Origin of the sequence: Streptomyces sp. NPDC056734, assembly GCF_042790455.1 — a bacterium.
Lineage (GTDB): Bacteria > Actinomycetota > Actinomycetes > Streptomycetales > Streptomycetaceae > Streptomyces.
Genome location: NZ_JBHTZD010000010.1, coordinates 108,472 through 134,144, shown reverse-complemented (window position 1 = coordinate 134,144; position 25,673 = coordinate 108,472). Strand labels below are relative to the sequence as shown.

The window sequence follows — 25,673 nt, the reverse complement described above, 5'->3', positions numbered from 1 at the left end:
GCCGGGGTGAGACGTGGATCAGGTGATTCGCGCCACGGCGGGCGAGATCGCTCCGGCCCTGCGATGCTGTCTGACCGACCCCCTTCTCACGGACTGTCACGGAACTCACGGAACGGTGTCCATGCCTGCGGAAGCCAAGGTGACCAAGGTGGAAGCCAGGAGCGCGAGAAGCGACTCACCGGCGCTCACCGAGCGGCAGGAGGCGCGTCGCCGCCGCATCCTGCACGCGAGCGCGCAACTTGCCGGCCGGGGCGGTTTCGACGCCGTGCAGATGCGCGAGGTCGCGGAGGTCTCGCAGGTCGCGCTCGGCACGCTGTACCGGTACTTCCCGTCCAAGGTGCACTTGCTGGTCGCCACGATGCAGGCGCAGTTGGAGCACCTGCACGGCACCCTGCGCAAGAAGCCGCCGTCGGGGGACACGGCCGGGGAGCGGGTCGCGGAGACCCTGATGCGCGCCTTCCGCGCCCTCCAGCGCGAGCCGCATCTCGCCGACGCGATGGTCCGCGCCCTCACCTTCGCCGACCGCGGGGTCTCCCCGGAGGTCGACCAGGTCTCCCGCCAGACCACCGCGATCATCCTCGACGCCATGGGCCTGGAACACCCCACCCCCGAACAGCTCTCCGCGGTCCGCGTCATCGAACACACCTGGCACTCGGCCCTGATCACCTGGCTGTCGGGCCGCGCGTCGATCGCCCAGGTGAAGATCGACATCGAGACGGCGTGCCGGTTGATCGACCTGACGTCAACCGACGATTGACAGATGCTATAACCAACGATTGCACCGCTGATATCATGACGCCATGCCGATGATCACAGTGGAATTCACCGAGGAAGAGCTCGCCGTGGCCAAGGCGCACGCTGCCGCGCTGGGCAAGTCGATGCGGTCCCACGCACACGACATAATCCTCGCGGACGCGCAGAGGACGGCGTTCCTGAGGGACGCAGACCAGGCGGTCGCCTTCGCGCTGGATGTCTTCAAAGACTTGCCGGAGGGTCAGCGTTGAGTGCAGTGGTCCGGGTCGACGCTGGGTGGATCCTGGCAGTCCAGACGCGCGTCTCTCCCGTCAACATCGCCATCGCGGACTGGGGCGCCCTCAGCGTCATGGTGACCCGGCACCTCTACGAACAGCCACACGGGCAGCTCTACTACGAGGAACCGGCGGCCCGCGCTGCCACGCTGTTCCACACTGCCCTGCTGCTTCGCCCGTTCACCGACTTCAACGCCACCATCGGCTGGGCATGCGCCACGCTGTACATGACGGCGTCGGATCAGCCGGTCTCCCCGGAAGTGAAGGACGTTCACCTCCTGGCCGGCGCCATCCGTGCCCAAGAGGTCGGCTTCCGCGAAGTAGCCCGCGTCATCAACTCCTGGCGCTGACCCGGCGCCTCCCCGCCCGCGGAGTCTCACCGACACCGCCGACCGCGTCCACGCCCTGCTCGGCCACCACGAGACCCGACTGCGCGAACTGCTGGCCCTGCTCGCCCTGCCCCGCACCACCTGGCAGCTCGCCGAGCACCTGATGTGGAACCGCCCCTGGGCACAGATCCCGCACACCTCCCGCAACATCGCCGTCTCCGAGGCCGAGGCCCATCTGCGCCGCCTGGTGAAACAGGGGCGAGCGGAGGCCATGACGGGCATCGAGCCGGTGACGTATCTCGCGGGGTGAGGGCGGGGAGGGCGGCTTGGCGGGGGCACGGCCCGATGGACCTCACCGGCACCGCCCGGTGCCCCCCACCCCCCACCCACACGCCCCGCCGAGCCCCGCAAGCACCGCCCACGAGCCATCGCGCGGCACAGCCCGATGGTCCTCGCAGGCCGCCCGGTAGAGTGAGCAGGTCGTCATCACATCCGTATGGGGAGCAGCCAGGGGGGAAGGCGAGGCGAGGGCCGGGAGAGTCCGGTGCCGATCCTCCTCCCCCGGAGCCCTCAAGGGGCCGGCAGGTCCGCCTGGGAGGTCCGTCCGCCTGGGAGGTTCCCCTACGTGAGCGGCTCCCCGGAAGCGGGCGGGTCGTGCGCCGGACCGCCCGGTACGGGACTGTGACCGGCTCACGCGCACGGCGTCCGCCGGGCGCGGCACCGTCGAGGGGTACGGAGCCGGGCCGCCCGGGGTGCCCCGTGCTGTCCGGCTCCCCGCAGGAAAGGTCACCCGCCGATCATGTACGTCCGCCGCAGTGCCGCGGTTCTCGCCGCCGCCCTCGGGATCGGCGCCGTCGCCGCTCCGCTCGCCCAGGCCGACAGCGCCTCGCCGTCCCCGTCCGCGTCCCGCCCCGCCGGACTGTTCGGTGCGGCCGACCCGACGTACGACGGCGTCTGGCGTCAGTCCCTCGCCCTGCTCGCCCAGACATCGGTGGGCATACGGCCCGCCTCGGTGGCCATCGACTGGCTGGCCGGGCAGCAGTGCGGCAACGGCGGTTTCGCGGCGTTCCGGGCCGAGCCCGGCACGGACTGCGCCGCCGAGACCGCGCTGGACTCCAACAGCACGGCCGCCGCCGTCCAGGCCCTCGCCGCGCTCGGCGACCACGAGGCCGCCACCGGCAAGGCCGTCACCTGGCTGAAGTCCGTGCAGAACGCGGACGGCGGCTGGGGCTACACCCCCGGCGGCCCCAGCGACGCCAACTCCACCGGCGTGGTGATCGGCGCCCTCGCGGCGGCGGGCGAACAGCCCCCCGAGGTCCGGAAGGACGGGAAGTCTCCGTACGACGCGCTGCTCGCCCTGAGCGTCCCCTGTGCCGCCGACGGCGGCGGTGCCTTCGCCTACCAGCCCGACGACAAGGGCGATCTGGCCGCCAACGCGGACGCGACGGCGGCGGGCGTCCTGGGCGCCCTCGGCAAGGGCCTGAACGCCGAGGCCGCCGCGGACACGGACGCCGATGCGAGTGCCGGGACGAGTCCCGACGCCGACGCCCAGTGCGCCGACGCCACCACTCCCGAGCAGGCCGCCGCCAACGGGGCCGCCTGGCTGGCCGGTGCCCTCGCCGAGGACGATCACCTCATCTCCGCCCTCCCCGGCGCCGAGGACCAGCCGGACTACGGGAACACCGCCGACGCCGTGGTCGCGCTGGCCGCGCAGGGCGAGGTCGAGCAGGCCCGCGCGGCCATGACCTGGCTGGAGAAGAACGCCGCCGACTGGGCCCAGCAGTCCGGCCCCGCCGCGTACGCCCAGCTGATCCTCGCCGCGCGGTCCGTGGGCGCCTCTCCGGACGAGTTCGGCGGCGAGGCCCTGATCAGCGGCCTCAACGCCACCGGCCCGGCCCCCGAGGCGACCGGCGAACCGGCGGAGAAGGAGAACACGGCCGCCGAGTCCGCCGACGACGGGGACTCCCCCTTCGGAGTCTGGTGGTACGTCGGGGTCTTCGGGATCGTCGGCGTCGGTATCGGCTTCCTGGTCAGCAACCGCTCCCGGGGCAACCAGCCGTGACCCGTCGCGTCCCCCTCCTTCTCCTGGCCGGCCTCCTCCTCGTCCTCGCGGGCGGGGCGGGCCAGGCCCAGGCGGCCGGATACCGCTACTGGTCGTTCTGGGACCGCGACGGTGACCGCTGGATCTACGCCGACCAGGGCCCGTCCCTGGCCCGCCCGGCCGACGGTGCCGTCCAGGGCTTCCGGTTCGCGGTGAGCGAGGACTCCCAGGACGCCAGTCAGCCGCGCGGCGAGGCCGGTTTCGCGACGATCTGCGCCCAGACCCCCGAGCGGGCGGGCTCGAAACGGGTGGCCCTGGTCCTGGACTTCGGCACCCCGGCCGACGCCCCCTCCGGCGAGACCCCGCCCCCGGCCCGCACGGCCTGCGCCCAGGTCTCCCCCGACGCCACCACGGCCGAGGCCCTGGCCACGGTCGCCGAACCCCTGCGCTACGACTCCAACGCACTGCTGTGCGCGATCACCGGGTACCCGGAGCAGGGCTGCGGAGAGCAGATCTCAGGAGCCGGGCAGCAGGAGCCGGGCACGTCCGGGGACGGCGGTCCGTCGGTGGGCCTGTGGGCGGGGATCGCCGCGATCGCCGTCGTGGCCGCGGGAGTCGGCCGGCAGACCTGGCGCCGTCGACGTGCCTGAGCCCCGACGCCTCGACGGGGCGCGGGGCCGGATCGAGGGCGGCTCAGCCGCCCGCGCGGCCACCCCGGCGCCGCACCCGGCCACCCACCCGTACCACCGGTATCACCAGACCCACCCCGGAGCGTGGTGGCTCTGGTCCCTGGCCCTAGGCGTCGCCGCGACCCGCACCACCAACCCCCTCCTGCTGGTCCTCCTCATCATGGTCTCGGCGTACGTGGTCGCGGCCCGCCGCCCCGACACCCCCTGGGCCCGCTCCTACAACGCGTTCGTCAAACTCGCCCTCGCCGTCATCGCCCTGCGCGTCCTGTTCACCGTGGTCCTCGGCTCCCCCATCCCCGGCACCCATGTCCTGCTCACCCTCCCGGAGATCCCCCTCCCCGACTGGGCGCAGGGCATCCGCCTCGGCGGCAGGGTCACCCTGGAGTCCCTCCTGTTCGCCTTCTACGACGGTCTGCGCCTGGCCACGATGCTGATCTGCGTCGGCGCCGCCAACGCCCTGGCGAACCCCTCCCGGCTCCTGAAGTCGCTGCCGGGCGCGCTGTACGAGCTGGGGGTCGCGGTCGTCGTGGCCCTCACCTTCGCGCCGCACCTGATCGCCGACGTCCAGCGGCTGCGCGCCGCGAGGCGCCTGCGCGGCCGGCCGGACCGTGGCATCCGGGGTCTGCTCCAGGTCGGGATGCCGGTCCTGGAGGGCGCCCTGGAGCGCTCGGTCGCGCTGGCCGCCGCGATGGACGCGCGCGGCTACGGCCGTACCGCACAGGTTCCGCCCTCCGTCCGCCGTACCACCGCCGTGCTCACCCTGGCCGGGCTGCTCGGCGTGTGCGCGGGAACGTACGGAGTACTGACCGCCGAAGGCGCGGGCTACGGGGTGCCCGTGCTGCTGATCGGGCTGGCCGCGGCGCTGGCCGGGCTGCGGCTCGGCGGCAGGCGCTCACCTCGTACCCGCTACCGCCCCGACCCCTGGGACATGCGCGCCTGGCTGGTGGCGGGCTCCGGTGTCGTGGTCGCCGGCGCGCTGGTCGCGGCCCGGTCGGTCGACCCGGCCGCGCTGGATCCCGGGGTGGTCCCGCCGACCGTCCCGGGGCTGCCGCTGTGGCCTGCGGCGGCGATCCTGCTGGGGCTGCTCCCCGCGTTCGTCACCCCGGCGCCGTACGCCCCTTCGAAGGAGCCGTCATGATCCGCTTCGACGGTGTCTCCGTCACCTATGCCGGGGCGGCCGAGCCCACCCTCAGGGGCGTCGACCTCGATGTCCCCGAGGGCGAACTCGTGCTGCTCGCGGGCCCGTCCGGGGTCGGCAAGTCCACGCTCCTCGGCGCGGTCAGCGGTCTGGTCCCGCACTTCACCGGGGGCACCCTGCGCGGCCGGGTCACGGTGGCCGGCCGCGACACCCGTACCCACAAACCGCGTGAACTGGCCGATGTGGTCGGCACGGTGGGCCAGGATCCGCTGTCCCACTTCGTCACGGACACCGTCGAGGACGAACTCGCCTACGGGATGGAGTCCCTGGGCATCGCCCCCGACGTGATGCGCCGCCGGGTGGAGGAGACCCTCGACCTGCTGGGCCTCGCCGAACTGCGCCACCGCTCCCTCGCCACCCTCTCCGGCGGCCAGCGGCAGCGCGTCGCCATCGGCTCGGTGCTCACCCCGCACCCGCGCGTCCTGGTCCTGGACGAACCGACGTCCGCGCTGGACCCGGCGGCGGCCGAGGAGGTGCTCGCCGTGCTCCAGCGACTGGTCCACGATCTCGGTACGACGGTGCTGCTCGCCGAACACCGGCTGGAACGGGTCGTCCAGTACGCCGACCGGATCGTCCTGCTCCCGGCGCCGGGCGCGGCCCCGGTGCTGGGCACCCCGGCCGAGGTGATGGCCGTGTCCCCGGTGTTCCCGCCGGTGGTGGAACTGGGCCGACTGGCGGGCTGGACCCCGCTGCCGTTGACGGTCCGTGATGCGCGGCGGCGGGCGGGGGAGCTGCGGGAGCGGTTGGGGGCGGCGGTGGGGCGGGGGGCGGCTGCCGGGGCGGGGCGGGGGACCCTGGCGGGCGGGCGCGCGTCCGCGCCGATCGCGGATCCCATCCCGGTGCCCACCCCACGCCGCTTTCTGCCCCGCAGACCACAACCCGCTCCCAGCCGCCTCCCCCTCCCTCTCCCCCTCGCGGAGGTCCTTTCCCTGGTGGTCCGGCGGGGTCGGGTGGCCGCCCTGCGCTCGGTCGGTCTCACGGTCGCGCCCGGCGAGACGGTCGCCCTCATGGGCCGCAACGGCGCCGGGAAGTCGACGCTGCTGTCCGCGCTGGTCGGCCTGGTGCCCCCGGCGTCGGGGACGGTACGGGTCGGGGACGCCGTACCGCACCGGACGGCCCCCCGGGATCTCGTGCGCCGGGTGGGCCTCGTACCGCAGGAGCCACGGGATCTGCTGTACGCCGACACGGTCGCCGGTGAGTGCGCGGCGGCCGACCGGGACGCCGGGGCGGCGGCGGGCACCTGCCGGGCGCTGGTGTCGGAACTGCTGCCCGGGGTCACCGGCGACAGTCACCCGCGTGATCTGTCCGAGGGCCAGCGGCTGGCCCTGGCGCTGGCCGTGGTGCTGACCGCGCGCCCGCCGCTGATCCTGCTGGACGAGCCGACCCGGGGCCTGGACTACGCGGCGAAGGCCCGGCTGGTCGCGCACTTGCGCGGGCTGGCGGCCGAGGGGCATGCCATCGTGCTGGCCACGCATGATGTGGAGCTGGCGGCGGAGCTGGCGCAACGGGTGGTGCTGCTGGCGGAGGGCGAGGTGATCGCGGACGGGCCGATGGAGGAGGTCGTGGTGTCGTCGCCGTCGTTCGCGCCGCAGGTGACCAAGGTGCTGGCGCCGGCGAAATGGCTGACGGTCGCGCAGGTGCGGGGGGCACTGTCATGAGCCCGGTGGAGGTGCGGGTGCGGACGCGGGCGGTGCGGCTGGGGCCGCGGTCCGTCGCGGCGCTGGTGCTGGTGAGCGCGGTCGGGGTGGGCGCGCTGGGGTGGCCCTTCCTGGCGCCGCCGGAGTCGAGCGTGGCCGCGCACGCGAAGGACGCGCCGTGGCTGTTCGCGGGGCTGCTGGTGCTGCTGGTCGCGGTGGTGGCGGCGACGATCTCGGAGTCCGGCCTCGGCCCGAAGGCGGTGGCGATGGTCGGTGTGCTGGCGGCGACGGGGGCGGCGCTGCGGCCGATCGGGGCGGGGACGGCGGGGATCGAGCCGATGTTCTTCCTGATGGTGCTGAGCGGGCGGGTGCTCGGGCCCGGTTTCGGCTTTGTCCTGGGCTCGGTGACGATGTTCGCGTCGGCGCTGCTCACGGGTGGGGTGGGGCCGTGGCTGCCGTTCCAGATGCTGTCGATGGGCTGGTTCGCGATGGGGGCGGGCCTGCTGCCGGGTGCGGAGCGGCTGCGCGGCCGGGGTGAGCTGCTGCTGCTCGCCTGCTACGGGTTCGTGGCGGCGTTCGCGTACGGCACGATCATGAATCTGGCGGGGTGGCCGTTCATGGACGAGCGGACCACGGTCATCGCGCTGGACCCGGATCTGCCGGTCCTGGCCAATCTGGCCCGTTTCGCCGCCTACTGTCTGGCGACCTCGCTGGGCTGGGATCTGGGCCGGGCGCTGGTGACCGTCGTACTGACGCTGCTGGTGGGTCCGGCGCTGCTGAAGGCGCTGCGGAGGGCGACCCGGCGGGCGGCGTTCGAGGCGCCGGTCACATTCGACGCATCGGCTGGGTGAGGGGATGTGGGCCGACGGTGACGGAATCCGTTGCGGGGCCGTGAAGCACCCCACATGACCCAGATCACCAACGATCCGGGGTCGTAGCCGGGTGGGCTGTCATGGACGCGACTTTCACCCCCCTGACCAGGGCATTGAGAGCCAGGTCACACAGGGGACGTAGGGGCTACATGCGACCACAACTAGTAAAAGGGGTCATTGCGGTCGTATCGCAGTCCTGTTTCTCTGGTCCACGTCGCACGGCGCCGATGTGCCCCAGGGCCACGGCGTCGATGTCTGCCCCCGCCGCGTACCGCGTGACGGACGGCGGGCCGCGACCCCCCGTCCCCGAAGAAAAGGTTCACTGTGTCCGCCTCGCTCATCCGTCGCATCGCGTCCCCCAAGAAGGCCCTCACCGTCGCCGTCGTGGCCGCCGCCACCGCGGGCATGGCCCTGACCGCCGCTCCGGCCCAGGCCGCGCCCACCGCGTCCGCCGCGTCGGCACAGGCCATCGCGAAGCAGATGATCCCGAACGCCGCGCACTACAACGCCTTCTCGAACATCGTCAGCAAGGAAAGCGGCTGGAACGTCACCGCCACCAACCCCTCCTCCGGCGCCTACGGCCTGGTCCAGGCGCTGCCCGCGTCGAAGATGGCGTCGGCGGGCGCGGACTGGAAGACCAACCCCGCCACCCAGATCGAGTGGGGCCTGAACTACATGGACGCCCGCTACGGCAGCCCGCTCGGCGCGTGGGACTTCTGGCAGGCGAACGGCTGGTACTGAGCCGAACCCGACCGGTCACCGACCGGCACGACCGGTCACCGCTGACCGACCTGGTCGGTCACCGCTGACCGACCCGATCGGTCTTCACCGACCGACCCTTGGGCGGCGGCCCCCTCTGACAGGGGCCGCCGCCTTTGGCGTACGGAGACCCGGCGAGCCATCCGCCCCCATGGTCAACTGAGCGGATGACCGCCGAGACGGAGTCACCCGAGCCAGCAGAGTCGACCGACCGGCGGGAGGGCAACCGCCTGCGCCTGACGTACGTCCTGCTCCTGCTGACCATGAGCAGCGGAATCGTCGACGCGGTGAGCTACCTGGGTCTGAACCATGTCTTCACCGCCAACATGACCGGCAATGTGGTGGTGCTGGGCTTCGCCACCGCCGGAGCGGAGGGCTTCTCCGTCACCCACACCCTCACCTCGATCGGCCTCTTCCTGGCGGGCGCCGTCGGCGGCGGCCGCCTGGCGGGCCTGCTGGCCACGCACTCGCGCGGCGCCTGGTCCCGTACGTCACTGGCCATCGAGGCGGCGTTGCTCCTTGCCGCGGCGATCGTGGCCTTCACCGTCCCCGACAACGAGGCCCGCCCCTTCATCCTGCTCGCGCTCACCGCCCTGGCCATGGGCATGCGCAACGCGACGGTCCGCAAACTGGGGGTCCCCGGTATCTCGACCACGACAGTGGTGACCACCACGCTGACCGCCCTGGTCTCCGAATCCCCCTTGGGCGGCGGCACCGGCGACCACGGCATCCTCCGCACGGCAGCCGTGATCGCCCTGTTCTGCGGCGCCCTCCTGGGCGCCTGGCTGGTCCTGGCACACGGCCCGGGCGTACCGCTGCTGGTGGTGGCGGTGTTGGCGGGGCTGCTGGCGGTGGTGTCGTCGGGGCGGGACTGAGCCGACAGGGAATCCGTGCCGGTGACGATGTGCGCTGGGGGCGGCCTGGCCACCGGGACCCTTATCCAGCGGCTTTGGTCGCCGTCCAGTTGACGAAGGTGGAGAAGACGGCGGGATCGAGGGTGAGGGTCGGTCCCGCCGGGTTCTTGGAGTCGCGTAGGGCGATGGTGGGGGTGGGGCAGGGGGTTTCGGCTACTTCGACGCACTCGCCGCCCTGGTCGCCGCTGTAGGTCGACTTGCGCCAGGCGAGCGGCCCAAACGGCGCGCACTCCACGCAGTTGCCGCCCTGATCGCCGCTGTAGCTGGACTTACGCCACCGCGCCCCCGTCAGGATCACGTTGCTCCCCATAACGCTCCTCCATCACGCGCCGGATCAACTCCGCCGAATCCCTGAGAGAGAGGGCGGCGGCCTGTAGATGATCGTAACGGAGCGAGCAGTCCTTGACCGTGTCCGGGTTGGCGGTGGGATGCCCACTCCCGTAGCCCTCGGTATAGACGATGTCCGGGTCCCGCTCGAAGCGGTAGAGGGTGAATGAGCCTTGCAAACCCGCATGCGCGCCCGCCGAGAACGGCAACACCTGCACATTGATCCGAGGATTGTGCTCGAAGGCCAACAGATGGGCCAGTTGCTCGCGCATGATCTCCCGCGAGCCGATCTGCTGATACAGGGCCGCCTCGCCGAGGATCGCCCAGAAGACCGGTGGATCACCCTTCTCGAAGATGCGCTGGCGGGCGAGCCGGACGGCGGTGCGGTCGTCGAGGTCGGTTTCGTCGAGCAGTCCGAGCACGGCACGGACATACGCGGGGGTCTGCAACAGACCATGCACCATGTGGGTCTGAAAGGTGAAGATACCGACGGCCCGCGCTTCCAGTTCCGCCACTTCCTGAAACCAGGCCGGAAGTTGACTGCGCATGACCAGCACCAGCAACCGGGACAGCGATCCCCCGGTCCCGAGCGCCGCGTCCACCCGCTCGCTGAACTCCGCCGTCGGCAACTTGCGCGCGGTCTCGATCTGCCCCACCAGCGAACCGGTGTAGTTGACGATCTCCCCGAGCTGCTTCTGGGTGAGCCCCGCCGCCTCACGAAGCCGCCGTAACTCGAAGCCGTAGTAGTCGAGCGGCGAAGCGCCGGGATCAAGGACGTTGATATGAGTCACGCGGGGGACCCCTCTCACGCAACAACCCGCACCACACCGTGACGGGTTGAATCCGGACCGTAGCCAGCGTAGCGAGACGCGGCCACCCTGGTGATGTGAACGGACACTTCCCCCACCAGTACCGCATGAGCCTCACCGTCGCCGAGCACTCCGCCCGCCACGTGCGCCGCATCGCCCGCACCTTGCTCAGGGAGTGGGGTGTGCCCGAGCTGACCGAGGCGGTGGAGCTGGGCACGACGGAGCTGATCGCCAATGTCGTACGCCATGTTCCGGACCGCAAGTGCACCGTGCGGCTTCTGCGCCAGGACGGGGGCGCGAGGGTGGAGGTCACGGACACGTCCGATGAGCTGCCCACCCCCTCACCTCAGTTGTCGATGGTGTCGGAGAACGGCCGGGGGCTGCTACTGCTGGAGGCGGTGGCGGACAAGTGGGGTGTGGATGTGCGGGCGGGGGGTGGGAAGACGGTGTGGTTCGAGTGCGGAATGAAGATGTCTGGCGAGGAGGCGAAGGTCTGAGCTGCGGAGCGAGAAGGGTCAGTTCACAAACGAGTCCAGGGACATCGGATGTGAGCCAGACATCTCCGGCCCCGTAGCCCGCGCGCGCCGCCTCCCTCGACAACGGCCACACAGCGTCCAATCTCAGCGGAGGATCAGCAGTTCACTCTCACCCGCTTGCGTGGCCCAAAGTACTGTCTTCCCCTCTGACATGCCGGTCCACATTGAGGCGGAGCAACCGTCGCCGAAGCGAATCAACACCGAGGTGACCCCGCGATCTTCAATCGTGTCCCACGTACCCTGACCTGATTTCCTCTGAACTCCGCTTGAGGAGCAGCTGAAATACTCCAGGAGAAGCGCGGAGGCCGAGAAAGTGGCGTCACCCCTCAACGACAGCTCCGCCCCCTCACCCGTCCACTCGCGTACCAGCTCCGCGTCCGCAACCAACTTGCCTTCCGGATAGCGGTCGTAGTCCGTGGAGACATAGCAGGCGGACATCAGCAGGCCCACTAGCGGCACCAGCAACGCTCGCCGTACGGCAGCCCAGGGCCTGATGCCAGGGCGTGCCAGGTCGGCCTGTTGTCGGTTTACGTTCAATCCTTCTACCCCCAGCTGGGAATCATCACCCGGAAGGTAATGGACATGTGATGCGACCGCATTGCAGACCCCGAGGTGAATGGCCTGCTCGCAACGATGCCATCATGATCATATCTCTGGACCATGCGGTCGGCGGTAGTACCATAGCCTGTCGCGATGTGCGCAAACGACGACATCGTCATATTATTCTCGATGGTGATACTTGCCTGAACGCCGTTGGAATTGGCGCGAAGGATCTTATAGCGGGCGGTGTACGAACCAAGCACTCCCAAGGCCGCGTTCTCGTCGCCGGTAGCCATCGACCACATGTCGGCCAGGAACTGCCCGACCTTGCCCTCCGAACTTTTCCCGCCAATTGAGTACGACTGCAATATTCCCTCGGTTTCACCATTGAGCCACGCGCTCTTGATGACCCGTCGATGCTCCGCTGTGATATCAGTCGCAGCGGCCTGCTGGGCGACACGGCTGTCCTCGCCATAGGTGCCGGACCCTTCGAGAAGTCCAAGGCTCCACTTCAGGCCAATCATGCGGATGTCGTCGCCCCCTCCACCCAGGACAGCATCCTCAGGATTGCACTTGGTCAAGGCAGGCATTGCGCTGCATTCGCGAAGCGACAAGTAGTCCGGGTGCGCGATGCCCGGCGGGATATACGGGAGCTGCGTCGGCGCAGGTCCCACCAGAGGGCCGCCTGCGCTGGGGCCACACGGGGCGAGGGGAACAACACCACATGTCGGTGTCCCCTTTGATGCGCTCACCGCACTTGCTGTTCCGCAAGGCGCAACACACGTATCCCCGGGCTTCACCAATTCCATAGGCCGGCCGTTGCCCGTGGTTCCGTCGGGGCGGGTTCCGCAGCCCGGTTCCCCGGCGACACCACAGAGCAGACCCATGCCACTGGGGTCCGCATGACTCACCGGATTCTGCGCACCATAGCTGTAACCGTTCAGCGTCTGCGGGATGTCCACCTGCAACAGCGGATCCACGCTGATGAACTGGCCGATCAGCGGGTCGTACTCGCGGGCGCCTATGGAGGTCAGACCCGTGTCCGTATCCGCCGGCTTGCCCAGGAACCCCTTGTCGTCCGGCCAAGCCGACGCCCCCGTGCCTCGGCTCGCGCCGAACGGCGTCAAGTACCGCTTCGTCAGGGCCTGGTCGTCCGAGGTGATCGCCGTCGTGCTGGTGTTGTGGCTGTCGCCGGTGAGGTAGCTGATCTCCTCCGTGCCGGACTCGTTGCTGCGCAGGGCGACGGTCGAGCCGCCGTAGCTGTAGTAGCGGTTGGCCCACTTCTGGCCTGACTTGATGTGGACCTCGGTCGCGCCCAGGTAGAGGACCGTCTCGCCGTCCGTCGCCGTGCTGCGGCGGATGAGGAGTTCGCCGCCCGCGCCGTAGATGTAGTCCGTGGCGCGGGACGTGCCGGTGGGGTTCTCGGTGAGGCGGGAGAGTTCGCCCTCGGCGTCCCAGACCAGGTCTTGCGTGGTCGTGCCGTCGGGGCGCTTCGTCGTGTTGCCCGCAGCGTCGTACGTGTACTTCGGCGTCGCGCCCGTGCAGGAGCCGGTTGTCGTGGTCAGGAGGGTGTGGGGCTGGGTCGTCCCGCCCTTGTAGCAGTAGTTCGTAGTCGTCGTGGCGGCCGTCGTGTGCTGGGTCTCCGTCGCGCGCTGGCCCGCCGTGTTGTACGTGTAGCTGGTCCAGTACGGGGCCGCGCCGCCCAGGCTCGCCGTCGTACGGCTCGCCGCGCAGTTTCCGTCCGCCGGTGTCCACGCCTCGGTCAGGCGCTGGTAGCCGTCGTAGGAGAAGCACTGGTTGTCGGCCGCGCCGGTGCCGGCGAGCGTCGTCGTGTCGGAGATCTTCGTGACGTTGCCGGCGTCGTCGTAGGTGTAGTGCAGGTTCAGCGCGTCGTACGCGTGCGTCGTCGCGTGGACCTGGGTCTGGAGCAGGCGATTGGTGCCGTCCTCGTAGCCGTGGGCCACGTCGACCTTGTTCGTGCCGGTCGCCGGGGAGACGCCGAACTTGAGGGTCGAGACCTGACCGAGGTCCGTGTAGGTGGTGCCCAGGACGATGCCCTTGCCGCCGCCGGTGAGGGTCTCCGGCAGCCCCTGCGGGGTGTAGTCGAACTCGATGATCTCCGAAGCGAGGCCGGCCGCGGCGGGCTCGGTGGTCTGCTCCAGCGTGCCGTCCGTGCGATAGGCCGCCGTGAAGTTCAGCGTGCCGGAGGCCAGCGCGCCCGACGTGACCAGCGCGTCATCGGACGGCAGAGTGATCCTCGACCCCGTGACGTTGTACCGGCTGTCGTACGCCGTGACCGACTCGGTGTACGCCTTGCCTCCGGTCCCCGCTCCCCCGACATACCGCGTGGACGCGGCGGCCTTGCCCTTGCCCGAGGTCACGGTGTCGTAGGTGGCGTTCGTGAGCTTGTTGGCGTCCGTCTTCTGCGCCGCGAGCGTGGTGGCGTTCGTCAGGTCCGCGTTCACCTGCGACTTCCAGGTGTCGGTGACCCGGCCGAGCACGTCGTAGGCCGAGATCACGGCCTGGCCGGTGGAACCCTTCACCCAGGACACCTGGTCGAGTGCCGTGTATCCGGTGGTCGTCGTGCCCTTGTCCGGGTCGGCCGCCGAGGTCTCACGGCCGTACAGGTCGTACCCGTACGACCAGACCGCGCCGTCCGGGCCGGTGATCGTCTTCTGCTTGCCGTCGGGCGTGTAGGTGAACCGGGTCCCTGAGTAGGACGAGCCCACACCGCTGCCGTAGTCGGGGTCCGCCGATGAGGTGCTCGCGTACTGGCGGGTCTCCGTCGTACGGCCGAGGGCGTCGACGATCGTACGGCTCGCCGAGCCGCCCGTGACCCCGGTGGTCGCGGTGGAGTCACCGGTGTACGTGGTCGTGGTCTGCCACTGCTGCACGCCGCCCACCAGGAACGCCGACGTCGTCGGGCGCCCGGCGGCGTCGAAGCCGGTCGTGGTCAGACTGGGCGCCTCGCCGTACTCGGCCTGTGTGAACGTCCCCGAGGGGGCAGCCGTGTCGAAGATGTCCGCGTACACCTCGTAGGCCAGACCCCGGCTGTCGTACCGCGTCTCGGTGAGGATCCGGCCGCTGGTGGCACCCGGCTCCTGGGTCTGGATGGTGCGCAGGAGCGAGTCGTAGACCATGTACGAGGTGCGATACGTGGTGCCGTCGCCCTTGAGCGTGCCCGTGGAGGTCCAGGACGGGGCCGTGCTGGAAACGGAGTAGTCGAAGACGTAGTTCGCGGACTGGCCTCCGGTGCGGATGCGGTTGGGCAGCCACACGCCCGTCGTACGGCCCAGGGCGTCGTAGACCGACTCGGTGACCCGGTTGTTCGGGTCGAAGGTCTTCGTCGTCTGACCGCGTGCCGGGTCGAGGTAGTCGTACGTGCTGTACAGCTTGGCGTCCTTGGTCTGGACACGGGTGAGCGGGCCGGTGTCGGCCGGGACGTACGTGAGGGTGGTCGAGTTGTTCGCCGCGTCCGTGGTCGAGAGAGGCCGGCCGAGCGCGTCGTATGTGATCTTGCTGGTGGTCTGCCAGACCGTCGGAGCGCGCTCGCCGCCGGAGGCCGTCGCCGGATAGGCCGAGGCGCGGCCGGTCCAGGTGGCAAGGCCCTTGGTGGGGGTCTGGGTCGCGGTCCATGCCGTGGCGGTGGCGCTGTCGTACACCGTCGCGGTGTCCGCGACCACATCACCGGGGCTCGTCGTGTTCGCGGGGAGCGACAGGTCCGCCTCGGCGACCGAGCAGGCCCGGCCCACCGTCCGCACCCGTGAGGTGAGGGCGTTGATGCCGAGGCTGTCGTTGCGCGCGTACCAGGTGCGGGTGCAGGTCTCGTCGCCGGTCTTGGCGGTGTCCCCCGCGTTGTCGGTCTTCACCGCCATGCCGTAGTCGTCGTACATGGTGGCGGTGCTCGTCGAGCGCCAGGACTGTGGGGTCGTCAGATACGTGTGCGCGGTGCTCTTGGCCGTGCGGATGTAGTACGCCTCGGTGTCCGCGTACGACTTGTGCTGAGTTGCCGTCTTCTGCGACCACGGGTCATTGACGGTGACGGCGATGGGGGTGGAGCCGTTGTACGTGATCTGCTGGCGCAGGAAGCCCGCGAACTGCTCGCTGTCCGTCTGGTCGGGCACGTTCAAGCCGGTGAAGTCCACACCCGGCACGGTCGCGGTGCGCCGGGCGGTGGGCTCCAGGTCGCCGTTCGCGTCCAGCAGCCGGTCGCCGTTCATGCCCTGGAGGTAGACCGAGGTCTGCTTGGAGAGGCTGGTGCCGGTGCCCTGGGTGGCGGTGACGGTGCGGTAGCCGCGCCAGATCGACCAGGTGCGTTCGTCGGCCGGGGTGAAGGGCGAGTCGTTGTAGTGCCAGGCCGGGTCGGCGTAGGCGTAGTGACTCTCCATGGTCGCCTGGTGGCCGGTGGGGTCGCTGGTGACCACGTCCGTGACCCGGTACTTGTGGAACCAGTCGAGACCGGCTTCCTCCGCGCCGTTGATGTGCCAGTACTGGGCGTAGCAGGACTTGGTGTTGTCATCGGGCGCGGTGGGCATGTTGGTGCCCCGGACGCACTCCTGGCCGGAGAAGGTCACATCGGTGATGGCGCCGGTCTCCGAGGTGACCGTGCGGATGCGCGGCTTGGTCAGCGGCAGGATGTTGTCGAGCGGGGCGTCCACCCGGTTGGGGCGCATGTCGTAGGTGAAGGTGACCGGGTTCAGGCTGATCGCCGTGCCGTTCTTGCCGGTGCGCTTCAGGCTCTTGAGCGTCAGGGTCTGGTCGGTGGAGTCACCGATGTCCCCGCCGTCCAGGTACTGCTGGGTCAGCTCCCAGGTGTCGACCGGTGTGAACGTGCTGGTGGCGGCGGACCAGACGGACGTGTCGACCTTGGTCAGCCGCTTGCGTGTGAAGAAGGTCGGGCCGGTGGCGTCGCAGTCGGCGCCCGTGGCACAGATCGAGTCGAAGGGGACGTCGGGCCAGTTCGTGGCGGTGGCGTCGGTCAGTTCGGCGCAGTCGGCGGCGGTGCAGCGTTCGGCGTAGGTGAAGGTCACCTTGCCGGAGGTCACGCCGGTGAACTGGGTGGCGGCGCGCTGCCCGTAGCGGATCTCGGTGAGGTAGCCGCCCCGGGTGTAGGAGGCGGTGGCGGTGCTCGCGTCGTTCTTGGCGTAGGAGTTGCTCTCCTTGGTGTACCAGTACGACATCGCGTTGCCGTGCGGGTCCTCGACGTAATCGAGGTTCCAGCGCCATGCCTGGGTCACCGCGCGGTCGGCGAACGCGCCGCCCTGGTCGTAGCCCGGCTCACCGGAGTCGTCGCCGAAGACCGGGACGGTCCAGACGGAGTTAGTGCGCTGGGTGTCGGCGCCGGTCAGCTTGTTGAGGCCGAAGACATAGCGGGTGCCGTCGCCCGTGGTGACGGTCCAGTGCTCGCCGTTGTTGTCACCGTTGTCGGCGCCGGTGGTGAGCGTGACCGTGGAGGCGTCGTCGTTCTTCAGCCGCCACTTGCCGGTGGTGTCGTCCTTGACCAGTTCGGAGGACTTGCCGTTCAGGACGATGCTGGCGTTCTCGAACTTCCAGCACAGGTCGAACTTGTCCGTCTGCCCGTCCTCGTCGCACACCCCGTAGGTGCGCTCGATGTAGGAGCTGGCCGTGGAGTCGAAGCCCTCGCCGATCTGCGTGGACTGGTTGTTCGTCGAGGCCGTCTTGCCGTCGACCGACCCGGAGTCGTACGACAGGGTCAGCGACGGAGCCGGGCCGGACGCCGGCGGGACCGTCATCGGATACGTCCAGGTGAACGCGCCCGAGGAGCCGCCCGCCTCCCAGGTGGCCGAGGGGGACAGCTGGGTCCCCGAGTAGTCGCCGGAGCCGGAGGCGGACGCCCCCGAGGTGGTCGCGGCGAGCGCCAGCACGGTCGGGGCGGACGCGGAGAGCACCACCGTGCCGGTGACGGTCTGCGCGGAGATGTCGTTGTCCGACGCCACCTCGGTGGTGGTACGGCACTCCGCCTTCTCCGGCGTGGTCAGGGCGCACTCCGGCAGCCGGACCAGGCCCAGTCGTCCCGACCAGCCACCGCCGTACGCGGAGGCGAAGTCGTCGTACGCCACGCTGACATCCGCGCTGCCGGTGCCGCCCTCGGCCGCCTGGGCGGTGAGCAGCAGTCCCTTGACGCCGAGTTCGTCGGCGCGCTCATGGCCGAGAACCTTGATCTGTACGTCCCCGTCGGCGGGTGTCTTCGCCCGCTCGGGGGCGGCGACGGCTACGGGCAGACCGCCCACTGCGGTGGGGCTCGCCTTGCCGGTGCCGGAGACGCGGATCGTGCCGCTGCCACCGTCCGGCCAGTCCGCCTGCTGCTCGGACGTGGCGGTTCCGGCCTGGGTGTCGTTCTGCTTCTTCGCGGCGGCTGCGGCGGCCCGTTCCTTCGCGGCGCCGAGCCCGGTCACCGGTTCGGTGTCGGTGACCGTCCGCTCCCACAAGGGGTCCAGAGCGCCCGAGGGCTCCACGGCCTGCACCACGGGGGTGAGACCACCCGCGGTCACGGCCGCGGACAGGGCCAGGATCAGCCCAAATTTAGCGCGAGCATGCCAACGCCGACGGCGAGGCATCCGTCTTCCGAACACCGGGAACCCCCATCAGGGTGATGAATCTGCTGACGATGAAGAGCAAGCGGGGAAAGAGGTGGGTGGCCGACCCGGGCCGGGACCGGCCACCCGGGTGCCTCAGCCGGACACGTCGTCGGTCTCGTCGTCCTCCGGCACACCGACCATGTCTCCGACCTGATCGCCATCGATGGCGGCACCGGTCCACAGCCTGATGTCCGCGATCCGGCCAGGCAGATAGTGGCCCCAGGTCCCGTCGACGAACCCCTTGCCCCCGGCGAGTTCCCCGGACCCGATCACCGCGGTGTAGGGGACGTCGTCGTTGTCCTGTGTGGAGGCCAGGTAGAGGCGGATGACCCCTTCCTCCCCTTCTTGTGCGTCGTACACCCCGGTCAGCCGTACCTCACCGACGGCCGCCGACTCCCTGGAGTCAACCGCGGTGAACGAACCGTCGTCGTTGAGCCGGCCGAAGCGCCAGAACCCGACTGGACGACTCACCAGTTCACCGTCGTCATTCATGTACTCCTCGCTGCCGGTGCGCTGATACCACAGGCCCCACGCCGATCCGTCCACCGTCCGCTGGCCGAGAACCTGGGCCGTATAGCCGTCCGGTTTTCCGGACAGGGCCTCCATGTCCAGTTCGACCTCGGTGGTCACCGTGAAGGACTCCCGGTCGTCGACAACCGGTCCCGGCGTGGTGACCGCGTCATTGACCCCGTCCAGCACGATCGCGTCGTCGACGACCGAGGCCCCACCGCTCAGTTGCAGGCTGCGGCCATAACCGCTGACGGGGTCGGAGATGGCGGCGGTGCCCGTGCTGCCCTGGGGCTGCCAGGCCGCGACGAGTTCCACGGCCCGCTGGGTCTTGTCCGCGTTCAGCAGCATCGCGGTCTCGGCGACCTGGGCATCCGGGAGGGCGCTCTGGAAGACAGCGACCTCATCCACCCGCCCCTTCCAGTAGTTGTTGTACGTCCCGTTGTAGCCACCGGCCCGGCCGACCTGGAAGTTCCCGTCCACCACGGTCGGGACGCCCGCGTCGGGCACCGGGACCGGGTCGCCCTGGCGGTGCCCGTTCACGAACAGGCTCAGGGTCTGGGCGTCGGCGTCGAAGACACCGGAGAGGTGGGTCCAGGTCTTGAGGGTGATGCCCGGGGTGAGGTCGGCGTTGGCGCCGATCCATTTGCGGACGCCGTTCTCGTACCAGTGCATCAGGAACACCCAGCGGCCCACGCCCGGCGAGTAGTAGAGCGAGAAGCCCTTGTTGTCGCTGCCGGTCTGGGACAGGACCGTACGGAATGCCGTGTCGTCGGTCGGGTAGGCCCAGGCCGAGACGGTGAAGGAGGACTGGGAGTTGACGACCGGGCCGGTCGAATTCGCGTAGCCGGTCTGTGCGGCGGTGTTCGTCGTGTCGTTCAGCCACAGCGAACGGTCGGCGTCACCTCTGCGGGCCAGGGACGACCATCCGGCTCCGGCCTCGTGAAGGGTGAGCGCATGACGAGTACCGGGCGCCGTACCTTTGTCGACCGCTGTCGTCACCCCGGAACCGGGCGCCGCGTCGTCGAAGTGCCAGAGCCCCGCCGGGCCTTCACCCTCGGCCACGTTGAAACGGACCGTGGTGGATTCGCCCGACTGCCCCGTCCCCACACTGTCCACCGCCCGCACGGTCAGCACCTGCACTCCCGAGAGCGCCGGTTTGATCGAGCGGGTGATCGCGCTGGTCGCGGTCACCTTCGTCCACACCTTGTCGGTGGCCAGCTTGTACTCGAAGGCCGTGATGTTGGCGTCGGCGGAGTTCTTGGTGAAGGTGAACTGGCCCGCGACGCCCGGCCCGCCCGTGCCCAGACCGCAGCCGTCGCCCTCGTCCGGGCACAGGCCGTAGGTCGCCGCGGTCGGCGTGGTCACCGTCGGCGCCTTGGGGCGGGTCGAGTCGACGGTGAAGTAGCACCAGCCCTTGGTCGTCACCGTGCTGCTGCTCTCGATCGAGCTGGCGCCGTTGTTGTAGTAGGAGCGGCTGAACACCGCCATCCGGTACGCCGTGTTCTGGGCGAGTGTGACGGGTGAGTCCACGGTCACCGTCGCGTTGTCGCCCACGTAACCGCTGGACGGGCGGATCGGCTCGGTCGCCACCTCCGTCCAGCCGGCGGCGGTCTTGCGCTGGACGTAGAAGTGGGCCCGCAGGCTCACCCCGCTCTCCCCGCCGGAGGCCGCCTGCACCTGGGCGCTGAACTTCGGCGTCGGGTCGGAGATCCACGCCGGATCCGACGCCGAGGTCTCGCACGTGGACGCGACCGTGGGGCTCGTCGGTACGGCGGGCAGCCCCGCGTAGGTGACCGCCAGAGTCGCGTCATTGCGGAACCGCTTCCACGCCGACGCGTCCGTCTCGTCCTTCGCCTTCAGCATCAGGGTGAGGCGGGAGATCTTGCCTGCCGCGAAGTCCGTCACGGTCGCCGTGAGGTTCTCGTACGACTCGTTCGGGTCGTCGTTGAACTCGATCGGCGCGGCCGGTGTGTCCGGGTCGCACGACGAGCCGCGGCCTGCCGACACATTGCGGTCGCCCACCAGGTCCAGGTGGGTGGGGCGGGAGGCCCAGGTCGTGGACGAGGAGATGTTGCCGGTCCGGTACAGCTGCACCCAGCGCGGGTCGCACTGGAACGCCCACGGCTCGGTGACCCGGAAGGTCGCGTCCAGCACCTTCTTGCCCTTGAGGTTCGCCGGGGAGAACTCGAAGTACAGACGCTGCGTGTAGCCGGGGCCGCAGTAGTAGCCGCTCCAGGTGCCGCACTTGCCGACGCCCTTGCCCAGGTCGTCGTCGCCGTTGCCCCAGCCGTAGGACTCGTAGCCGTCCGAGCGCAGCAGGGTGCGTTCCGCCTCGCCCCAGCTCACGGTGGGGTCGATGTAGAGGGGGAAGTGGGCGGGGTCGGTGGCGGTCAGCATGTCCGCGTCGGGGGTGACGGTGAGCGAGTCCTGGTCGACGCTCACCCCCATCGGCTTCACGGTGTCACCGGCCAGCGGCTCACTGCCGGGGGTGGCGTCGCCGGCGTTCTCGCCGGGGTCGGACGTCGCGGTCTCCCCGGCCTCGGCCGCCACGATCCCTCCGGAATCAGCCGCCGTCGTCGCGCTCCACGACGACGATCCAGCCAGGCCCGGCAGCTCCCCCGCACCCGATCCCGCCGAGTCCCACATCTGCGCCCGCGGCGCCCGGAACACCCAGTTCCCATCCGCGTCGACGGCGTTGTAGCCGCCGCTGTTGTTCTCGACGACAGTCAGCTCGGACGCCTGGAGGGAGTACTCGATCTGCGCCAGCTCCGGCTGCGCGGCGGCCTCCGGCGTCTTGACGACCAGCAGATGCTGGAAGCCCTCGACGGTGGCGGTGACCTTCAGGTCCACGCCGTCGAGCACCTCCGGGTACAGGGCGGTCGTGCCGTCCAGGTGCGGCTCGGGCAGCGCCGTCGGCCAGCCCAGGGCGAGGGACTGGCCGTCCTCCTCGATCCGGGCCAGCGGGCCGCCCGTACCGCCGCCGGAGAACTCCATGCTCACCGCCGCCGCCCTGGGCGCGACCGTCCCGTCCGCCCGGCGTTCCAGCGTCGCGTCCGGCGCCTGCCAGCCCCCGTCGGCCGTCGCCACCCGGATCGGGGTCACCGACTGCTCCAGCGTGAAGGTCGACCCGTCGGGGTTGGCGTACACGGTCGTGTCCTCGGACCGCTCCCCCACCACCTCGACCCGCTCACCACTCGCACTGGCCTGCGCCAGCGCCTGGGTGGCCTCGTCGCTCTGCCCGGCCGTGCCCTCGGCGGCGACGGACGACCCGGGCAGCGCGGCGGCCTGCGGCACCGTGGGCGTGAGGCCCAGCAGCAACGCGGCTGCCGTCAATACCACCAACCCGCCGTCGGACCACACACGTCTTCGGAAATGCGCCCGCACCGGTCCCCACCCCTTCTTCACATGCCACATCAGATATCCCCAGCCCCCTGGAGCGATCACAGGAAACATCAAATGACTGCACATGACAAGCGACTATGTGAAGGAGCCGGAAACGGTTCTCGCAGGTCGGAGTGCTGACACCGGGCGGAGATTCCGCATCGAGATCAGCGAGGTATCCGCGAACCCGTCACCAGATGAATACAAAACAAAGCAGAGGTGAACTCAATGAATTCACCTCTGCTACGGCTATGAATACCGCATATCTAGGTTTGAATCAGGTTTGGCTGAAAGCATTCGCTCCCACCCAGACCCCCCACCCCACACCCCACCCCATCCCCCAATCCCCCACCTACTGACTACGCGCCGCCTTCTCCAACTCCGGCGTCCGCTCCGCCCGCTCCGCGACAGCCGTCACCGTCCGGGCCCGCGGCCCCTGGAACACGTACACGAGGGCGAACCCGCCGCCCACCACCATCGCGCCGCCCACCGCGTCCAGGACCCAGTGATTGCCGGTCGCGACGATCGCGGCGACGGTGAACAGGGGATGCAGCAGGCCCACCGCCTTCATCCACAGTTTCGGGGCGACGATCGCGACGACCAGGCCGCACCACAGGGACCAGCCGAAGTGCAGGGAGGGCATCGCCGCGTACTGATTGGTGAGGGAGGTGAGGGTGCCGTAGTCGGGCTGGGAGAAGTCCTGGACGCCGTGGACCGTGTCGATGATGCCGAAGCCCGGCATCAGACGGGGCGGGGCCAGGGGGTAGAGCCAGAAGCCGATCAGGGCCAGCAGGGTCGTCAGGCCCAGGGTGGAGCGGGCCCAGCGGTAGTCGACAGGGCGGCGCCAGTACAGCAGCGCCAGCACCGTCAGCGGCATCGCGAAGTGGAAGGACGTGTAGTAGAAGTCGAAGAAGCCGCGCAGCCAGTCGATCTTCACCACCGCGTGGTTGACCGCGCGCTCGATGTCGATGCCCAGGACGCGTTCGAGGTCGAGGATCTGGCGGCCGTGTTCCTCCGCGCGCTCGCGTCCGCCCTGGATCGTACCGCCGGTCGCCGCCAGTCTGACCTGCTGGTACGCCGCGTAGGTGACCCGGATGAGCAGCAGTTCCAGGAGGAGGTTCGGGCGGGTGAGGACCCGCTTGAGGAACGGCAGCAGCGGGACCCGGCTGAAACGGGCCGGGACCGGCTTCGCGTACTGGGTGGGGATCGGGGTCTGGTAGGAGGGCGAGGTGCGGGACAGGAAGGGGACGAAGAGCGCCGCCGCCAGGGCGGTCAGCAGGACCACGTTGTCCCGCAGCGGGTACAGCACCGCCATGTCCGGGAACATCATCCTGGCCGGCAGGCTTATCACCAGGATCACGGCGACCGGCCACACATACCGGTCCGACGCCCGCTTGCCCACCCGGCCCACCACCGCCAGCAGCACCCACAGCAACTGGTGCTGCCAGGTCATGGGCGATACGGCGATGGCGGCACAGCCGGTGATCGCGACGGCGAGCAGCAACTGGCCGTCGCGCGCGTAGCGCACCGCCCGGCGCAGGCCGACGACGGCGACGGCCGTGCCCAGCGTCAGGAACAGGGCGATCTCCAGCGGGCCGCTGAGGCCGAGGCGCAGCAGCGCGCCGTGCAGCGACTGGTTGGCGAGGTCGTCGGCCGCGCCGCCCAGGCCGGTGCCCGCCATGTGGTGCACCCAGTAGGTGTACGAGTCGTGCGGCATCGCCGCCCAGGCCAGCGCGGTCAGTCCGGCGAAGGTGAGACCGGTGGTCGCCGCCGCCCGCTTGCGGCCGGTGAACCACAGCAGCGGGGCGAACAGCAGCACCGTCGGCTGGAGGGCCGCCGCCACACCGATCAGCGCCCCGCTCGCCCGCTCGCCGCGCACCACGAAGCAGCCCAGCAGCACCAGCAGTACCGGGATGATGCTGGTCTGGCCGAGCCAGAACGCATTGCGCACCGGCAGCGACAGCATCAGCAGACAGATCGCGACCGGCGCCGCGAACAGCGAGGCCCGGCGGGCGACCGGCTGCGGCAGGGCGCGCGCGGCGACCAGGCCGAGCGCGGCCACCAGCAGCAGCGTGCCGAAGGTCCAGCCCCAGCCGAGGGCCTGTTCGGCGGCGCGGGTGAGCGGTTTGAGGACCAGGCCGCTGAACGGTGTCCCGGTGAAGCGGGACGTGTCGTACAGCGATCCCTCCACATGCAGCACGCCGTTCGGCCCGACCCAGGTCTCCAGGTCGATCAGCCGCTCACCGCGCGGGGTGCCGAGCACGACCGCCATCTGCCGCACGGCGAGGATCGCGGCCACCACCCACAGGCCGAGCCGCGCCATCCGCAGCCGCACCCTGGCCCCGTCGGCGGCACCCGCCCCGAACGCCTCCGCCGGTCCCCCGCTGTGCTCCGCATTCGCCACGCCTCGCGGCCTCCCGCCCCGTCTGCCCCGCGCGTCCCTTGCGCGGGTTCCCTGTACGCACCCTGTGCGGCGCGCACCGCCCCCCGGAGAGAGACGCAGGCTACCCCCGATTCACCTGTCGTCCGCTCTTCTTTTGTCCGGATGACGATACTGGCGCCGGGGTTCGGTCAACTCGGCGGGAGGGACGTGACTCACACCGGGATACGGGAAAGATCATGGTTCGAGAGGAACCGGCGGGCCAGCAACATCCGGCAGACCCGATAGACCCGATAGATCCGGTAGATCCGGTAGATCCGGTAGATCCGGTACATACGATGACGAAGCATGAATACCTGCACGAGAGGACACGCATGAGCCAGTCGCAGACGACCTGGGACACCGTGGACGAGTACTTCACCGCCCGTCTCGCCCCCGCCGACGAGGCCCTGACGGCGGTCCTGCGGGACAGTGAGGCAGCCGGGCTCCCGCCCATCGCGGTCTCCCCGACGCAGGGCAAGCTGCTCCAGCTGCTCGCCGAGGTCCAGGGCGCCCGCCGGATCCTGGAGGTCGGCACGCTCGGCGGCTACAGCACCATCTGGCTGGCCCGCGCCCTCCCGGCCGACGGCCGGCTGGTCACCCTGGAGTACAACCCCCGCCACGCCGAGGTCGCCACCCGCAACCTCGCCCACGCGGGCGTCGACGCCCTGGTCGACGTACGGGTCGGCCCGGCCCTGGACTCGCTGCCCCGGCTCGCCGACGAGAACCCGCCACCCTTCGACCTGGTCTTCATCGACGCCGACAAGGGGAACAACCCGCACTACCTGGAATGGGCCCTGCGCCTCACCCGCGCGGGCAGCCTGATCGTGCTCGACAACGTCGTACGCGACGGGCGGGTCGTCGATCCGGCCGCCACCGCCGAGGACGTACGGGGCACCCGCGCCGCGATCGACATGATCGCCGAGCATCCGAGGCTGACGGGTACGGCGATCCAGACGGTCGGCGCGAAGGGGTACGACGGGTTCGCGCTGGCCCGGGTGCTGGCCTAGACCCTGTCCCCGAGTCCCCGAGTCCCCGAGTCCCCGAGTCCCCGAGCCGGTCCGCGACGTAGCGGCTCGCGGGCG

Annotated in this window: 19 protein-coding genes and 1 pseudogene; 13 read left to right on the top strand and 7 right to left on the bottom strand. The window is 70.2% G+C overall.

What is annotated here, in order from left to right; all coding sequences use genetic code 11:
- Positions 1 to 121: 121 nt before the first annotated feature.
- The 11 genes and pseudogenes from ACFRFC_RS17325 (at position 122) to ACFRFC_RS17275 (ending at position 9,428) form a co-directional block, all read left to right on the top strand.
- Positions 122 to 757: a TetR family transcriptional regulator gene (locus tag ACFRFC_RS17325; RefSeq protein ID WP_382686073.1), complete on the top strand. Its 636-nt coding sequence runs from the start codon at positions 122 to 124 to the stop codon at positions 755 to 757.
- 43 nt (positions 758 to 800) lie between these two features.
- Positions 801 to 1,004: a hypothetical protein gene (locus tag ACFRFC_RS17320; protein WP_382686070.1), complete on the top strand. Its 204-nt coding sequence runs from the start codon at positions 801 to 803 to the stop codon at positions 1,002 to 1,004.
- A 5-nt stretch (positions 1,005 to 1,009) separates the two neighbouring features.
- Positions 1,010 to 1,378, top strand: coding sequence for a hypothetical protein (locus ACFRFC_RS17315; RefSeq protein ID WP_382686443.1), 369 nt, complete (start codon positions 1,010 to 1,012; stop codon positions 1,376 to 1,378).
- 43 nt (positions 1,379 to 1,421) lie between these two features.
- Positions 1,422 to 1,667: pseudogene (locus ACFRFC_RS17310) on the top strand (MBL fold metallo-hydrolase); the annotation flags it as partial.
- A gap of 489 nt (positions 1,668 to 2,156) precedes the next feature.
- Positions 2,157 to 3,419: a prenyltransferase/squalene oxidase repeat-containing protein gene (locus ACFRFC_RS17305; protein ID WP_382686067.1), complete on the top strand. Its 1,263-nt coding sequence runs from the start codon at positions 2,157 to 2,159 to the stop codon at positions 3,417 to 3,419.
- The gene (locus tag ACFRFC_RS17300; protein WP_382686064.1) at positions 3,416 to 4,048 is read left to right on the top strand and encodes an SCO2322 family protein; all 633 of its coding nucleotides are present in this window, start codon (positions 3,416 to 3,418) and stop codon (positions 4,046 to 4,048) included. Before ACFRFC_RS17305 ends, ACFRFC_RS17300 begins: the two co-directional genes overlap by 4 nt.
- A 139-nt stretch (positions 4,049 to 4,187) precedes the next feature.
- Positions 4,188 to 5,225 (top strand): energy-coupling factor transporter transmembrane component T, encoded by a 1,038-nt coding sequence (locus ACFRFC_RS17295; RefSeq protein WP_382686441.1) that lies wholly within the window; start codon positions 4,188 to 4,190, stop codon positions 5,223 to 5,225.
- Positions 5,222 to 6,943, top strand: coding sequence for an ABC transporter ATP-binding protein (locus tag ACFRFC_RS17290; RefSeq protein WP_382686061.1), 1,722 nt, complete (start codon positions 5,222 to 5,224; stop codon positions 6,941 to 6,943). Before ACFRFC_RS17295 ends, ACFRFC_RS17290 begins: the two co-directional genes overlap by 4 nt.
- Positions 6,940 to 7,773, top strand: coding sequence for an ECF transporter S component (locus ACFRFC_RS17285; RefSeq protein ID WP_382686059.1), 834 nt, complete (start codon positions 6,940 to 6,942; stop codon positions 7,771 to 7,773). Before ACFRFC_RS17290 ends, ACFRFC_RS17285 begins: the two co-directional genes overlap by 4 nt.
- Positions 7,774 to 8,118: 345 nt before the next feature.
- Positions 8,119 to 8,535 (top strand): transglycosylase SLT domain-containing protein, encoded by a 417-nt coding sequence (locus tag ACFRFC_RS17280; protein ID WP_382686056.1) that lies wholly within the window; start codon positions 8,119 to 8,121, stop codon positions 8,533 to 8,535.
- A 185-nt stretch (positions 8,536 to 8,720) separates the two neighbouring features.
- Positions 8,721 to 9,428, top strand: coding sequence for a YoaK family protein (locus ACFRFC_RS17275; protein WP_382686053.1), 708 nt, complete (start codon positions 8,721 to 8,723; stop codon positions 9,426 to 9,428).
- Between the two features lie 61 nt (positions 9,429 to 9,489).
- On the opposite strand, the gene ACFRFC_RS17270 is transcribed toward ACFRFC_RS17275, so the two are convergent.
- Together ACFRFC_RS17270 and ACFRFC_RS17265 are read right to left on the bottom strand one after the other, a co-directional pair.
- Complete coding sequence (locus ACFRFC_RS17270; protein WP_382686050.1) at positions 9,490 to 9,777, bottom strand: DUF397 domain-containing protein; 288 nt, start codon at positions 9,775 to 9,777, stop codon at positions 9,490 to 9,492.
- Entirely contained in the window at positions 9,737 to 10,585 is an 849-nt protein-coding gene (locus tag ACFRFC_RS17265; protein WP_382686048.1) for a helix-turn-helix domain-containing protein, read from the bottom strand. The genes ACFRFC_RS17270 and ACFRFC_RS17265 overlap by 41 nt, the downstream gene beginning before the upstream one ends.
- Positions 10,586 to 10,680: 95 nt before the next feature.
- Here ACFRFC_RS17265 and ACFRFC_RS17260 point away from each other — a divergent pair, with 95 nt between their 5' ends.
- The gene (locus ACFRFC_RS17260; RefSeq protein ID WP_382686045.1) at positions 10,681 to 11,100 is read left to right on the top strand and encodes an ATP-binding protein; all 420 of its coding nucleotides are present in this window, start codon (positions 10,681 to 10,683) and stop codon (positions 11,098 to 11,100) included.
- Positions 11,101 to 11,223: 123 nt separating this feature from the next.
- Here ACFRFC_RS17260 and ACFRFC_RS17255 read toward each other — a convergent pair whose 3' ends face one another.
- From ACFRFC_RS17255 to ACFRFC_RS17235, 5 genes are all read right to left on the bottom strand, one after another.
- Positions 11,224 to 11,589: a hypothetical protein gene (locus tag ACFRFC_RS17255; RefSeq protein ID WP_382686043.1), complete on the bottom strand. Its 366-nt coding sequence runs from the start codon at positions 11,587 to 11,589 to the stop codon at positions 11,224 to 11,226.
- A 92-nt stretch (positions 11,590 to 11,681) separates the two neighbouring features.
- Positions 11,682 to 18,191: an RHS repeat-associated core domain-containing protein gene (locus tag ACFRFC_RS17250; protein ID WP_382686040.1), complete on the bottom strand. Its 6,510-nt coding sequence runs from the start codon at positions 18,189 to 18,191 to the stop codon at positions 11,682 to 11,684.
- Between the two features lie 180 nt (positions 18,192 to 18,371).
- A complete protein-coding gene (locus tag ACFRFC_RS17245; RefSeq protein WP_382686037.1) occupies positions 18,372 to 22,127 on the bottom strand; it encodes a LamG-like jellyroll fold domain-containing protein in 3,756 nt (1,251 codons plus the stop codon).
- Between the two features lie 394 nt (positions 22,128 to 22,521).
- Positions 22,522 to 24,573 carry a bifunctional glycosyltransferase 87/phosphatase PAP2 family protein gene (locus ACFRFC_RS17240; RefSeq protein ID WP_382686034.1) on the bottom strand — a complete coding sequence of 684 codons (2,052 nt, stop codon included), beginning with the start codon at positions 24,571 to 24,573 and terminating at the stop codon, positions 22,522 to 22,524.
- Positions 24,574 to 24,764: 191 nt separating this feature from the next.
- Complete coding sequence (locus tag ACFRFC_RS17235; protein ID WP_383112628.1) at positions 24,765 to 24,899, bottom strand: hypothetical protein; 135 nt, start codon at positions 24,897 to 24,899, stop codon at positions 24,765 to 24,767.
- A 24-nt stretch (positions 24,900 to 24,923) separates the two neighbouring features.
- Between ACFRFC_RS17235 and ACFRFC_RS17230 the strand changes: the two genes are divergently transcribed.
- Positions 24,924 to 25,598 carry an O-methyltransferase gene (locus tag ACFRFC_RS17230; RefSeq protein ID WP_382686438.1) on the top strand — a complete coding sequence of 225 codons (675 nt, stop codon included), beginning with the start codon at positions 24,924 to 24,926 and terminating at the stop codon, positions 25,596 to 25,598.
- The last annotated feature ends 75 nt before the right edge of the window (positions 25,599 to 25,673 follow it).

Coding starts and splice junctions, on each gene's coding strand:
- ACFRFC_RS17325 (WP_382686073.1), top strand. CDS start 122: ATGCCTGCGGAAGCCAAGGTGACCAAGGTGGAAGCCAGGAGCGCGAGA.
- ACFRFC_RS17320 (WP_382686070.1), top strand. CDS start 801: ATGCCGATGATCACAGTGGAATTCACCGAGGAAGAGCTCGCCGTGGCC.
- ACFRFC_RS17305 (WP_382686067.1), top strand. CDS start 2,157: ATGTACGTCCGCCGCAGTGCCGCGGTTCTCGCCGCCGCCCTCGGGATC.
- ACFRFC_RS17290 (WP_382686061.1), top strand. CDS start 5,222: ATGATCCGCTTCGACGGTGTCTCCGTCACCTATGCCGGGGCGGCCGAG.
- ACFRFC_RS17285 (WP_382686059.1), top strand. CDS start 6,940: ATGAGCCCGGTGGAGGTGCGGGTGCGGACGCGGGCGGTGCGGCTGGGG.
- ACFRFC_RS17275 (WP_382686053.1), top strand. CDS start 8,721: ATGACCGCCGAGACGGAGTCACCCGAGCCAGCAGAGTCGACCGACCGG.
- ACFRFC_RS17270 (WP_382686050.1), bottom strand. CDS start 9,777: ATGGGGAGCAACGTGATCCTGACGGGGGCGCGGTGGCGTAAGTCCAGC.
- ACFRFC_RS17235 (WP_383112628.1), bottom strand. CDS start 24,899: ATGCTTCGTCATCGTATGTACCGGATCTACCGGATCTACCGGATCTAC.
- ACFRFC_RS17230 (WP_382686438.1), top strand. CDS start 24,924: ATGAGCCAGTCGCAGACGACCTGGGACACCGTGGACGAGTACTTCACC.